The 13,645-nt window shown below is 65.5% G+C and carries 9 protein-coding genes; 8 read left to right on the top strand and 1 reads right to left on the bottom strand.

What is annotated here, in order from left to right:
- Positions 1–62: 62 nt before the first annotated feature.
- Positions 63–977, bottom strand: a complete 915-nt coding sequence (locus tag LOY34_RS14615; protein ID WP_093382064.1) for a LysR family transcriptional regulator — start codon at positions 975–977, stop codon at positions 63–65.
- 199 nt (positions 978–1,176) lie between these two features.
- Here LOY34_RS14615 and LOY34_RS14610 point away from each other — a divergent pair, with 199 nt between their 5' ends.
- The 8 genes from LOY34_RS14610 (at position 1,177) to LOY34_RS14575 (ending at position 13,637) form a co-directional block, all read left to right on the top strand.
- Positions 1,177–2,202 (top strand): zinc-dependent alcohol dehydrogenase family protein, encoded by a 1,026-nt coding sequence (locus LOY34_RS14610; RefSeq protein WP_093382068.1) that lies wholly within the window; start codon positions 1,177–1,179, stop codon positions 2,200–2,202.
- A 516-nt stretch (positions 2,203–2,718) separates the two neighbouring features.
- A complete protein-coding gene (locus tag LOY34_RS14605) occupies positions 2,719–4,188 on the top strand; it encodes a hypothetical protein (protein ID WP_258663334.1) in 1,470 nt (489 codons plus the stop codon).
- The gene (locus LOY34_RS14600) at positions 4,188–5,591 is read left to right on the top strand and encodes a PLP-dependent aminotransferase family protein (RefSeq protein ID WP_195884282.1); all 1,404 of its coding nucleotides are present in this window, start codon (positions 4,188–4,190) and stop codon (positions 5,589–5,591) included. Before LOY34_RS14605 ends, LOY34_RS14600 begins: the two co-directional genes overlap by 1 nt.
- 39 nt (positions 5,592–5,630) lie before the next feature.
- Positions 5,631–6,143, top strand: coding sequence for a sigma-70 family RNA polymerase sigma factor (locus LOY34_RS14595; protein WP_258663331.1), 513 nt, complete (start codon positions 5,631–5,633; stop codon positions 6,141–6,143).
- The gene (locus tag LOY34_RS14590; RefSeq protein ID WP_258663328.1) at positions 6,143–7,108 is read left to right on the top strand and encodes a FecR domain-containing protein; all 966 of its coding nucleotides are present in this window, start codon (positions 6,143–6,145) and stop codon (positions 7,106–7,108) included. Before LOY34_RS14595 ends, LOY34_RS14590 begins: the two co-directional genes overlap by 1 nt.
- A gap of 105 nt (positions 7,109–7,213) precedes the next feature.
- Positions 7,214–9,643, top strand: a complete 2,430-nt coding sequence (locus LOY34_RS14585; RefSeq protein ID WP_258663326.1) for a TonB-dependent receptor — start codon at positions 7,214–7,216, stop codon at positions 9,641–9,643.
- Positions 9,644–9,735: 92 nt separating this feature from the next.
- Positions 9,736–11,379 carry a VRR-NUC domain-containing protein gene (locus tag LOY34_RS14580; RefSeq protein ID WP_258663322.1) on the top strand — a complete coding sequence of 548 codons (1,644 nt, stop codon included), beginning with the start codon at positions 9,736–9,738 and terminating at the stop codon, positions 11,377–11,379.
- Entirely contained in the window at positions 11,376–13,637 is a 2,262-nt protein-coding gene (locus tag LOY34_RS14575) for an ATP-dependent DNA helicase (RefSeq protein ID WP_195884279.1), read from the top strand. The genes LOY34_RS14580 and LOY34_RS14575 overlap by 4 nt, the downstream gene beginning before the upstream one ends.
- Positions 13,638–13,645: the final 8 nt, after the last annotated feature.

Here is a 13,645-nt window from a genome sequence, read left to right as displayed (position 1 = left end):
AGAGGTGCTTAGAATCTGGAAGAGCTTTATTTTCGGTGGTTGTAGGCTGAAGCTGGCGATTGCTAAAGACTGTCCGGATCGCCAAAGAACATCTGAATCCGCGACCGCAACCACCGCTCCCCCGGATCATTGTCCTGCGACCCGCGCCAGGCCATGTGCAGCTCGAATGTCTGCACCTCGAGCGGCGGGTCTTCGGCGCGCAGGCCGCCGGCGGCGGTCAGCACTTCGGCGGTGTAGTCGGGGACGGTGGCGATGATGTCGGTGCCGGTCAGCAGGCTGCCCAGGCCGTTGAATTGCGGTACGGCAAGGACTACGTGGCGCTTGCGCCCGACCTTTTCCAGGGTTTCGTCCATGAACCCGCCCAAGTCGCCGGCAAACGACACCAGGGCGTGGGGGCGGGCGCAGAAGTCGTCGAGGCTCAGGCTCCCGGGCATGCTGTCGGCACGCAGGACCTTGGGCTTGCTGCGCCGCAGCACCTTGCGCTTGGCGTTGGCCGGCAGGTCGTTGGTCCAGCTCACGCCGACCGAGATTTCTCCCGAGGCCAGCAGCGCCGGCATCAGCAGGTAGTTGACCCGGCGCACCACCAGGACGATACCCGGGGCTTCGGCGCGTACGCGCTTGAGCAGTTGCGGCAGCAGGGCGAATTCGGCATCGTCCGACAGGCCGATGCGAAACACCGCGGTGCTGGTCGCCGGGTCAAAATCCGCTGCGCGGCTGACTGCGGTGGAGATCGAGTCCAGCGCCGGCGACAGCAGGGCGAAGATCTCCACCGCCCGCGCCGAGGGTTCCATGCTGCGCCCGGTGCGCACGAACAACGGGTCGTCGAACAGGTTGCGCAGGCGCGACAGGGCGGCGCTGATGGCCGGCTGGCCGAGGAAGAGTTTTTCCGCCGCGCGGGTCACGCTACGCTCGTGCATCAGGGTCTCGAAGACGATCAGCAGGTTCAGGTCGACGCGGCGCAAGTCGTTACGGTTCATCGGCTCGGCTTCACAAGGCGGATGGGGCAGGGGTGAATCTTACGGGTAAAGGCTGCTACCCTGCACCGCATAATTTGATGGACGCTGCATTACCATCAATCAATGACAAGCATGTTGACTATTAATGGCCACTGATGGTCTAACCGTCAAAGCCCGGATAGAGTTCAGGGCATTAGAGGTTCAATTGGCGAGGTTTGCGATGTCCCGCATGATCCGTTTCCACAAGTTCGGCCCGGCCGAGGTGCTCAAGATCGAAGAGCAGGCCCCGGCGCAACCGGCGGCTGGCGAGGTGCAGATTCGCGTTGAAGCGATCGGCATCAGCTGGTACGACGTGCTCTGGCGGCAGAACCTGGCGCCGTCCCAGGCGCGCCTGCCTGCCGGTATCGGACACGAGATGGCGGGTGTGGTTACAGCCGTGGGCGAAGGTGTCGATGACCTGGCGGTCGGCGACAAGGTTGCCAGCTTTCCGGCCAGCAGTGCCAACGAGCACCCGGTGTACGGCGAAGTCATCGTCATGCCGCGCAATGCCCTGACCCGTTACCCCGAGATTCTCTCGCCGGTCGAGGCCAGCGTGCACTACACGCCGCTGCTGATCGCCTACTTTGCCTTCGTCGACCTGGCGCGGGCCAAGGCCGGGCAAACCGCGCTGATCACCGACGCCAGCCACTGCGCAGGCCCGGCCTTCGTGCAACTGGGCAAGGCCCTGGGCCTTAAGGTGTTTGCCGCGACCAAAGAGGCCGAGCAGCGCGACTACCTGATCAAGCTCGGCGCCGACAAGGTGATCGTCACCGAAGAGCAGGACCTGCTCATGCAGATCAACAAGTACACCGACAACCGCGGTGTCGATATGGTCCTCGACGGCCTTGGCGGGCCGCAGATGGCCTTGCTCGGTGATGCCCTGGCACCGCGTGGCAGCCTGGTGCTGTATGGCCTGCAAGGCGGCAACCAGACGCCGTTCCCTGCTTGTGCGGCGTTCCAGAAGAACATCCAGTTCTTCGTGCATTGCATCGGCAACTTCACCGGCAAGCCGGAGCTGGGCATCAGCCAGGACCAGGTGGCGCTGCAGCGCGCCCTGCGCGATATCAACCAGTTCACCGCCGACAAGCTGCTGACGCCGCTGATCATCAAGACCTACCCGTTCGAGAAGGTGGTCGAGGCGCACCGCTACATGGACGAATGCCCGTGCGGTGGCCGGTTGGTGCTGGACTTGTCGCAGGCGGAGTAAACGCAGCACGACTGTCCATCACGGCAAAAGCCCGAGCATTGACTCGGGCTTTTTTGTGGGTATTTCCCAGGGTTGTTTAGGATATTTCCGAGGTAACTTTGCCTGCTGACGCTTGCCTGCTTGCGCTATGTTTGTGCAATAGGAAAAAGCACAGGCAGCCTGTCTGATTATCGGTATTGTCGAAGATGAATCTGAATGGTTTTTTTACCGTGATCTGTATCTTTTATTCGCGGGGCAACGCCCGATAATAGTTCTTCAATAGTCGTCTCACGGAGCGAGGCATGATGGGTCGTAAGCCAGGGGTTAAAGGCGCTGTGCTGCCGGGCTGGGGGAGGGAAGAACGATGGTGAGCAAGAGCTTCTGAAGTTATTTCCGTAGGAAGTTGTAGGAAGTTTCTGAGGATAAGCTTATTTATCCTTCTTTGCTGATTGAAAGTTCTTCGATGGAATCTTTTTCTTTCAGGTGGCCGTTTATTGAAATCGGGTAGGCGTTATGAGCAGCATTCACGATCAAGCCATGCAGTATATCTACCAGCAAGTATTAGCGCGCTTGCTGGAGCATTTGTCCCAGGCCCAGCGGGCCTCTTTGCAGTTATTGATTCAACGCTTGATTGTCGCGGCGGGCGGCGCCGAGCGCATCAACGGCTTCAGGCTGATGTTCGCCCATGATGGCAGCCAGAATGCCAGCCATGCCCTGGCCTGCCTGCGCGCGGCGCAACTGAGCATTGCCGCGCGCTCGCCGGGCACCTTCGAGCTGCGTATCGCCGTGGTGCGCCAGGCCGGCATGAGTACTACGGCCTTGAACAATATCGAGCAGGGCTTCTCGGCGCTGTTTCTGCACGATGATCCGCGGGTCGAGCTGCTGATGCTCGATGACCAGCAGCTGCTGCCATTCGACCGCCGCCACGCTATTTCCCAGAGCCAGCAACTGGCCGAGCGTCACGAATTGCTGTTGTTCGGGCATTTGCTCGCTGGCGGGCCACGGGCCGGTTTCGGTAGCCATGGCACCCTGCGCCTTGCCGAGCTGTGCCGTCAGGCCATCGGCTGGCGCGGCGGTGTCGATGCCATCATCACCGCCCAGCCGCTGCCCGAGCGCAGGCGCCTGCTGGCCTGGAGCCGCCGCGCCCTGCGCGAGGAAGACCTGCTGTGCATCCGGCCGATACACAGTTGTGCCACGTCGCTGTGCGAGGGCATGAGCGAGTTGCGCCAGCGTTACCTGCAGCAGCTGTACGGCCAGGCCCGGCCCATGGCTACCGGGCCCAACGGCGATTACTGCGCGCCGGCGATGCGCTTCATCATCATCGATGACCTGGTGCATGACCCCGACCTGCCGTATGACGAGCGCCTGAACCGCTTTCTGGGCTGTCGCTTCGACGAGCAGTACTTTGCCTGCGCGCAGGCGGGCACCGCCAACCCGCTGTTGCTGGCGCACCTGAGCGGGCTGCACGGGCAGTTCATCGAAGACAGCGACTACCGCGAAGGCGTCGATGCCTACCTGCGCCAGGCGCGCCAGCGCATGCAACGCAAGGGCCTGCCGCGCACGTTGCAGGTACGCCTGCTGGGCCGCTGGCAGCACGCCGAGCAGTTACAGCAACGCCGTAGCCAGGCCAGCGACTTCGCCTTACAGGCCTACGGCTTGAGCGAAGCGCAGCTGGTCTGCCAGTTGTTTGCGCCGTTTGTTTCCCGGGGCCTGCGCCTTGAGGTGTTTTTGCGCCGCTGTCACCCCGGCATGCTGGTGGCCTTGCCTTACCTGCACAAGGCCCTGCAACGATTGCCGGCGCCGGAGCCGGTGGTGCAGTGGATGGTCGACATCAGTGGCCTGGACCTGCCACTGCTGCAGATGCTCTATCTGCGTGAACCGGAAAGCTGGGCCCGGCCGCGTTCGTTGCTGGCGCGAATCCAGGGCCGCGGCGCCGACCTGCGCCACCTGCGCGTGCAGCCGCCGTCCTGGGCCTGGCTCAAGGCAGAGCAGCCAGGCCGGTACTGATGAAAGCCCCGCACAGTAGCGAGTTCGCCTACCGGGCGGTGTATCGCTACCTGGTTGAGCTGATCGAGCAGATGGCGCTGGGCAGCTACAGCCGGATGCCGTCGTTGCGCGACCTGGCCCAGCGCCTGAACGTGTCGATTTCGACGGTCCAGTACGCCTATTCGCTGCTTGAGCACGAAGGGCGGGTGCAGCCGGTGCCCAAGTCGGGCTACTACGCCAGGGGGCCGGCCCTTGAGCCGGCACGGCCCAGCGCTGGCGATCTGCTCCAGGATTTGCAGCAGCACGCCAACTCGGCGCGCATGCTGGTGCTCAGCGGCGGCCAGGAGCAGGCGCCGCAGTCACTGGAGGCAACCTTGCTGGGCATCGAGCGCCAGTTGCTGCGCCAGTACCCGCGCCTGGGCGGCGCCCCCCAGCCCTGTGGCGAGCTGGAACTGCGCACCGCCCTGGCGGCGCGCTATACCCGCTCGGCGCAGTTGTACTGGAGCGCCGAGGATGTCTACCTGGCGCTGGACCTGCGCTCGTTGCTGGAGACCACCCTGGCCGCCCTTGAGCTGCACAACAGCGCCGTGGTGGTGACCACGCCCTGTTCCTGGCGTTTGCTGCGGGTGTTTCAGGCGGCGCGGATACGGGTGCTCGAAGTGCCCTTGCAGGCCGACGGCGGCCTTGACCTCGAGCGCTTTGCCCGGCTGCTGCGCGACGAGCCGGTGCGCCTGGCGATGCTGGCCTCGCGCCTGAGCCTGCCCCATGGCAGCATCATGCCCGAGGCCGCGCGCCAAGCCGTGGCCAGGTTGCTCAACCAGCACGGCGTGTGGCTGCTGGAAAACGACCTGGACAGCGAACTGTGCCTCAGCCCAGGCTCTGGCGCTGACCTGCGCGAACTGGTCGACCCGCAGCGCCTGCTGGTGTTCTCGTCGCTGGAGCGCAGCGTTGGCGCCGAAGCGCCTTACGCCTTCCTGCTGTCGCGCCAGTGGCACGGGCCCTTGCTGCGCCAGTTCCTGCTGCGCGGGTTTCGCCTGCCGCCGTTGCGCCAGCAAGCCGTGGCCAGGCTGTACAGCAAGGGCCGTGTCGATGTGCACCTGGAGCAACTGCGGGCGCGTCTGCACGAGCGCCTGGGCCTCCTGTACCGGCAGATGCAGCTGTACCTGGGCTCGCAGCTGGAGTTCCAGATGCCCGCCGGCGGTGGCTGCATCTGGGCCCGGGTATGCGCCCCGGTAGAGACCCGGCCGTTGTTCCATCGCCTGCTGCAGCAGGGCCTGGTGATTGCCCCGGGCGAGCTGTTCAGCCTGCAGGGCGATTTTCGCCAGCACCTGCGCCTGGGCTGGCCCGCCGGGCCGCAAGGGGACTTGCCCTACGGCTTGAGTGTGCTCAGTGATGAGTTGCGGCGCAGCAACGGTTTAAATTAGTATTGAAAATCGTTATCAATTACAAAAAACCGCCACCCCATGAGCGATGCGCTGCCTTCTGCCGACTCCCACCTGCGTACTGCCGAGGCGCTGTACAGTGGCCATCACGGCTGGCTGTACGCCAGGCTGCGCAAGCGCCTGGGCAATGCGCTGGATGCGGCAGACCTGGCGCAGGATACCTTCACCCGCATCCTCGCTTCGAAGGTGGCGGTGTTCGACAACCCGCGGGCGTACCTGAACTGCGTCGCCGGCGGCATTCTCGCCAACTGGTGCCAGCGCAAATCGCTGGAGCGCGCCTACCTGACGGCGCTGGCGCAACTGCCGGTGCCCGAGGCGCCGTCCCCTGAGCAGCGCCTGCTGGTGCTCGAGACCCTGCACGAAATCGATGCCATGCTCGATGCCCTGCCGGCGGTGGTCCGGCGCACCTTTTTGCTGTCGCAACTGAACGGCATGAAGTACGCCGAGATTGCCGAACAGCTCGGCGTTTCGCTGATCAGCGTCAAACGCTACATGAAACAGGCCTTCTTGCAGTGCCTGACGCTGGTGGAGTGATGACGTCAACCGCGATTGACCCGCAAGCGCTCGATGAAGCGGCGCAATGGCTGATGTGCCTGAGCGAAGGCGAGGCCTCTGAGGCTGAGCAGGCGGCGTGGGCGGCCTGGCGCACCAGCAGCGTCGAACGTGAGCGCGCCTGGCAGCGCGCCGAATTGTTGCTGGGCAAACTCGGCGGCTTGCCGCCGGCGCTGGCCATGTCGGCGCTCGATCGCCCGGCAGACCCGCGCCGGCGCGCCGCCATCGCCCGCCTGGCGTTGATGCTCGCGGCAGTGCCAGCCGCCTGGGCCGGCTGGAAGGTCAGCGACGAGCAAGCGTGGATGGCCGACTACCGCTCTGCGCTGGGCGAGTGCCGCGAGTTGACCCTGGCCGACGGCACCCGGGTGTTCCTCAACACCGACTCGGCCATCGATGTGCGCTATGACGCGCAGCAGCGCTTCATCCAGTTGCGGCGTGGCGAAATCCTCGTGCACACCGCCACCGACCGCCAGCAGCCGCCACGGCCGTTGCGGGTTGGCACCCGCGAAGGCCGCATGCAAGCGCTGGGCACGCGGTTTTGCGTGCGCGAGCAGGGCGGGCGGACTTACCTGGCGGTGCTCGAAGGGGCCGTCCGCATCGAACCGGCCAATGCACGCCCTGGCGCGGTGCAGGTTGTCCGCGCCGGAGAAAAGACCGACTTTGATGCCCACAGCAGCCGTGCACCACAGGCGGTCGACGCCAGCATCAGCGCCTGGACCCAGGGCATGCTGCTTGCCGACCGCATGCGCCTGGAAGATTTTGCCGCTGAGCTTGGCCGTTATCGGCGCGGTTTCATCCGCTGCGACCCGCAGATCGCCGACCTGCGCGTATCGGGCGCGTTCCCGCTCAACGACAGCCAGCGCAGCTTGAACATGCTGGCAGCGACCTACCCGCAGGCGGTCAAGGCGCACCTGAACGGCTATTGGCTGTTGCTCACGCCGGCCTGAGTCAGGCGCAGGAAAATAAACCTGGCTGGCGCTGATACTTTTTTGCGTTTCGACTGGCAAGGGGAGTGCACACCTCATTTATCCAGTCCAAAGGATCCCTCAGTCATGTCTGTTGCAAGTCGCCCTCGCGCTCAACGTCCCCTGGCCCTGGCCGTGCGTAGCGCCATGCTCGGTCTTACCCTGGTCGCAGGCAGTGGCGCCTCGTGGCTTGCCGCCGCGCAGCCACTGGATGCCGTCGCCGCCCAGGCCTACGACATTGCGCCAGGGCCGCTGGGGCGCGTGCTGTCGAGCTTTGCCATGGCCTCTGGTATGGCCTTGTCGTTCGAACCGGCACTGACCGAAGGGCAGCACAGCCAGGGCCTGCGCGGCAGCTACACAGCGCACGACGGCGCGGCGCGGCTGTTGGCCGGCAGCGGCCTGCAATTGCTTGAGCGCGCAGACGGCAGTTTCACCCTCGCCAGGCTGCCTGCCGGCGCCGACGGCGTGACCCTGGACGCCACCACCATCGAGGCCACCAGTACCCGCGCAGGTGGCCTGCCCGAGGCCTATGCCGGTGGCCAGGTGGCCCGTGGCGGGCGCGTGGGCATGCTCGGCAACAAGGACGTGATGGACACGCCGTTCAGCGTCACCAGCTACACCGCCAAGACCCTGGCCGACCTGCAGACGGTCACCGTCGCCGATGCCCTGGAACGCGACCCGTCGGTGCGCTCGACCGGGCAGACCGGCGGGATCGTCGACTCGTTCTTCATTCGCGGCTTTGCTGTGGGCGAAGGCAACCTGGGTGAGCTGGCCTTCGACGGCGTGTATGGCGTGGCGCCCAACTACCGGGTGTTCACCGAATACGCCGAACGGGTCGAGGTACTCAAGGGGCCCGGGGCGCTGATGTATGGCATTTCCCCCAACAGCGGCGTCGGCGGGGTGATCAACATCGTGCCCAAGCGCCCGCTGGCCGAAGACCTGACCCGTTTTACCGCCAGCTACAGTTCCGACACCCAGGTGGGCGGGCACCTGGACATCAGCCGCCGCTTCGGTAGCGAGAAAACGTGGGGCGTGCGTTTCAACGGCAGTCTCGCCCAGGGCGATACGGCCATTGACGAACAGCAACGCGCCCTGGATATCGGCGCCATTGCCCTGGATTACCAGGGCGAGCGCTTGCGCCTGAACCTTGACTTCATCAGCCAGAAAGAAAAATGGGACGCCTCCTCGCGACCCTTTACCGTGGCTCCGGGCATCGACGTACCGTCGGCGCCGAACGGGCGCAGCAACCTGCCGCAGGACTGGGGCTGGTCCAATACCCGCGAGCAATCGGCACTGCTCGGCGGCGAGTATGACCTGAACGACTCCGTCACGGTGTTTGCCCACGCAGGCGGCGGCAAGGCGGACGTCAAGCGGATGTCTGACCAGGTACCGCGAATCCTCAACGAGGCGGGCGACACCAGCAACATTCCCGGCTACTACAAGTTCAACGTCGACCGTTCGACGGCGGACGTGGGCATGCGCGCGCTGTTCGACACCGGCCCGGTCACCCATACGGCCACGCTGATGGCGACCCGTTATCAGGACGAATTGTCCCGGGGCATCAACAACGGCAGCGAAATCCTCTCCAACATCTACCACCCGATCGATGTGCCCAAGCAGTACATCAGTGCGCCGAAGGTGCTGCGCATCTCCGAGTCGGAACTCTCCGGCGTGGCGTTGACCGACACCTTGTCGGTGCTAGAAGACCGCCTGCAACTGACCCTGGGTGTGCGTCGCCAGGAAATCGAGTCGCGCAACTACAGCGCCACCGGGGTAGTGAGCTCACGCTACAAGGACAGCGCCACCACGCCGGTGGTCGGCCTGGTGGTCAAGCCCTGGGACGACGTCTCGTTCTACTACAACTACGTCGAAGGCCTGAGCAAGGGCGATATCGCCCCGGCCACGGCGGCCAACGCCGGTGAGGCCTTTGCGCCCTACGAGTCAAAGCAGCATGAACTGAGGGTCAAGTACGAGCACGGCACCTTCATGACCACCCTGGCGCTGTTCCAGATCGAGAAACCCAGTGGCGAACTGGCAAGCGGCAATGTCTTCGCGGTGCAGGCAGAGCAGCGCAACCGCGGGATCGAGCTGAGCATGTTCGGTGAAGTTGCGCCTGGCACCCGCTTGCTCGGCGGGGTGACGCTGCTCGACGGCGAGCTGACCGACTCGGCCACCGCTGCCAACCGGGGCAATGAGCCGGTGGGGGTGCCGGATGTCCAGGCCAACCTCTGGGCCGAGTGGGACACCCCCTGGGCCGAGGGCTTCACCCTGACCGGCGGGGCGATCTACACCGCCAGCCAGTACATCAACCAGGCCAATACCCAGGAGCTGGACGCCTGGACCCGCGTTGATGCCGGTGCCCGCTACAGCACCCGCATCGACGGGCGCCCGACCACCTTCCGGGCCACGGTGCAGAACGTCTTCGACCGTGAGTACTGGTCGGGGGTAGCCTCTTATGGCGCCATCTCGCCGGGCTATCCGCGAACCTTGCAGCTGTCAGCGACGGTGGACTTTTGATGCGCTAGGCAGCGCGTTGGTCGCCCGCAGGTTGCCAGAGGGCGGCGTCTGTATGTATAACCAGTACTCCAGCCGCCAGCCCGTACCGCGCCGTGATCGCCCATTCCGTCGACGACCCGTTCTACTACCTGCACAACTTCCAGCAAGTGCTCGACTGGATCGAGCTGCGCTATGCCGACCTGCTCGACGACCAGGAGCAAGCCTTCATCAGCCAGTTCCGCCAGCAGCCGCAGGCGGCCCGGGCCTTGCTGGTGCGCATGGTGATGCGCAAGGGTCAGCTGTTTCGCCCGAGCAAGCTCGACTACGCCGAAATCGGCTCGACCCAGGCTGCCCTGGCGCCATTGCTGGCCCTGGGCTGGGTGGTCGATGACGGCGTGCTGAGCCTTGAGCAGCTGTTCCAGCTGCTGCGCAAGGACGAGTTGGCCCAGGGCTTTGCCGAGAGGCTCGAACGGCCACGGGCGGCCAAGGGCGAACTGCTGGCCCAGTTGCAGGCCCTTGAGCTGCCGCCGCAGCCGTTGCAGCAATGGCTGCCGGGGTTTGCCGAGCCGATCATCGAACTACGCCTGCAGGCCTTGTGCGACCGTCTGCGCCTGCTGTTCTTCGGCAACCTGTACCAGGACTGGTCGGAGTTCGTGCTGGCCGATCTGGGCCTGCTGCGCTACGAGCAGGTGGCCTTCAGCGCCGACTCGCGGGCCCTGCGCCAGCGCAGCGACATCGATGTGGCGCTGGCCTTGCACCAGTGCGCCGAGCTGCTGGAGCAGGGCGTGGCGCTTGAGCAGGTGGTCGGGCACATCGAGTGCCTGGACAGCGACAACCCCTGGCTGCTGCGCCGTCGCTCGCGGCTGCTGTACCAGCTTGGCCAGCACAGTGAGCGCCTCGGTGACTGGCCGCTGGCCCTGCGCATCTACCCGCGCAGCCAGCATCCGCAGGCGCGCATCCGTCATGTGCGGGTACTGGAGCGTAGCGAGCAGTGGGCGCAGGCGTTCGAACTGGCCGCGCAGATCGCCCGGCAACCGGCCAACAGCCTTGAGGTCCAGGCCCTGGCGCGGATGCTGCCGCGTTTGCAGCGCAAGCTGGGCGGGCCGCCGCAGCCACGGCGGGCCAAGCCCCAGGTCAGCCTGGTCGAGCTGCAACTGCCGGCCGAACTGGCGGCGCTGGGCGTCGAGCAGGCCGTGCAGTTGCACCTGGGGCAGGGCGGCGGGCAGGTGCATTACGTCGAGAACAGCCTGTTTAACAGCCTGTTCGGCCTGTTGTGCTGGGAGGCGATCTTCGCGCCGTTGCCGGGGGCGTTCTTCCACCCGTTCCAGAGCGCCCCGCAGGACTTGCACGACGCCGAGTTCCAAAGCCGGCGCAGCGAGCTGTTCGCCCGTTGCCTGGGGCAACTGGACGACGGCAGTTACCGGCAGACCATTCGCCGTCATTTTGTCAGCAAGCAGGGGCTGCAATCGCCCTTCGTCTATTGGCAGGTGCTCAGCGAAGAACTGCTTGAGCAAGCCCTGGCCTGCCTGCCCCCGGCACACCTGAAAAGCTGTTTCGAGCGCCTGCTCGAAGACATCCAGGCCAACCGTTCGGGCATGCCTGATTTGATCCAGTTCTGGCCCGAGCAGCAACGCTACCGCATGGTCGAGGTCAAGGGCCCGGGTGACCGCCTGCAGGACAGCCAGCTGCGCTGGATCGAATTCTGCGCCGGGCACGGCCTGCCGGTGGAAGTCTGTCACGTGCACTGGGCGCCATGAGCTACAGCGTGGCGGTGCGGGCGTTGTGCGAGTTTACCGCCAAGGTCGGCGACCTCGACCTGCGCTTCACCCCGTCGCCCACTGCCCAGGAGGGCATCAGCGGCCACCGGCGGGTGGTGGCCGGGCGCGGCGAGGGCTACGAGGCCGAGGTCAGCCTCGAAGGCCAGTATGCGGCCTTGCAGGTGCGCGGCCGCGCCGACGGCTACGACTCGCGGCTCAACCGCCTCGAAGAAATCAAGACCTATCGCGGCGACCTGACGCGCCAGCCCGACAACCACCGCCAGTTGCACTGGGCCCAGGCCCGGGTCTACGGCTGGTTGTTGTGCCAGCAGCGCCAGTTGCCGGCATTGCGCCTGGCGCTGGTGTACCTGAATGTCGACAACGATGAACAGACCCTGGTCGAAGAGCAGCGCAGTGCCCAGGAGCTTGAGCAGTTCTTCAACGCCCAGTGTGCGATCTTCCTGCACTGGGCCGAGCAGCAGCTGCAGCGCCAGGCCTTGCGCAATCAGGGCCTGCAGGCCCTGGCATTCCCGCACGGGCAGTTTCGCCATGGCCAGCGTGAACTGGCCGAAACCGTCTACAAGGCGGTCAGCACCGGCCGCTGCCTGATGGCCCAGGCCACCACCGGCATCGGCAAGACCTTGGGCACGCTGTTTCCGCTGCTCAAGGCCATGGTCCCGCAGCAACTGGACAAAATCCTGTTCCTCAGCGCCAAGACCCCCGGCCGCGCCCTGGGGCTGGAGGCGCTGCGCCAGGTGATGGCCAGCGGCACCCAGCCGGCCCTGCGCAGCCTGGAGCTGGTGGCCCGCGACAAGTCCTGCGAATACCCCGGCACGGCTTGCCATGGTGATGCCTGCCCGTTGGCCAAGGGCTTCTATGATCGCCTGCCAGCGGCGCGCCAGACCGCCCAGGCCGTGGCGGTGCTGGACAAGGCCGCCCTGCGTGAGGTGGCCCTGGCCCATCAGCTGTGCCCCTATTATCTGGGCCAGGAAATGGCCCGCTGGGTCGATGTGCTGGTGGCCGACTACAACTATTACTTTGACCAGAGCGCTTTGCTGTTCGGCCTGGCCCAGGCCAACCAGTGGCGTCTGGCACTGCTGGTGGACGAGGCGCACAACCTGGTCGAGCGGGCCCGGCAGATGTACAGCGCAAGCCTCGACCAGGGCCAGTTGCTGGCCCTGCGCAAGCTTAAGCCGGCCGGGCTGGGCAGCGCCCTGGAGCGCCTCAATCGCCAGTGGAATGCCCTGCACAAGGCGCAGCTGGCGCCTTACCGGGTGGTCGACGGCCTGCCCGACGCCCTGCTCAAGGCCTTGCAACAGTGCATCGGGCTGATCCAGGAGCAACTCAACCAGACGCCGACTGGTATTGACCCTGCGGTGTTACAGTTCTTCTTTCAGGCGCTGCAGTTCAGCCGCGTCAGCGAGTTGTTCGACGAGCACTTCCTGTTCGATATCAGCAAGCGCCCGGGCCCGGGCAAGCGCGCCTTGTCGACCCTGTGCCTGCGCAACGTGGTGCCGGCGACGCTGATTGGCCCGCGGCTGACTGCAGCGCGCAGTGCCACGCTGTTTTCCGCCACCTTGAGCCCGCGCCATTACTACGCCGACCTGCTCGGCCTGCCGGCCGATTGCGCCTGGCTCGAGGTCGCCTCACCGTTTGCCGCCGAGCAACTGCAGGTGCGGGTGATCAGCAGCGTCTCGACCCGTTACCAGCACCGCGAGGCGTCGCTGGCGCCAATCGTCGAACTGATCGCCGAGCAGTATGCCCAGGCGCCGGGCAACTACCTGGCGTTCTTCAGCAGTTTCGACTACCTGCAGCAGGTCTCGAGCCTGTTGGCCGCGCGCCACCCGGCCATCAGCCAATGGAGCCAGGCGCCGGGCATGGACGAGCAGCAGCGCCAGGGTTTTCTTGAGCGTTTTGTTCCCCAGGGCCAGGGCGTCGGCTTTGCCGTGCTCGGCGGCGCCTTTGCCGAAGGCGTCGACCTGCCGGGCACGCGCCTGATCGGCGCCTTTGTCGCTACCCTCGGGCTGCCCCAGGTCAACCCGGTCAACGAACAGATCAAGCAGCGCATGGCCCGGCTGTTCAGCGCAGGCTTCGACTACACCTACCTGTACCCCGGGGTGCAGAAGGTCATCCAGGCGGCGGGCCGGGTGATTCGCGGCAGCGACGACCGTGGCACGCTGTTGCTGATCGATGACCGCTTCGCCGAAGCCCGCGTACAGCGCATGTTTCCGGCCTGGTGGGCGCCTGAGCAGAAATAATCGCCGGC

Source organism: Pseudomonas sp. B21-009, assembly GCF_024749345.1.
GTDB lineage: Bacteria > Pseudomonadota > Gammaproteobacteria > Pseudomonadales > Pseudomonadaceae > Aquipseudomonas.
Note: the sequence above shows the minus strand (reverse complement) of the source record. Positions and strands in the feature narration are given on the sequence as shown.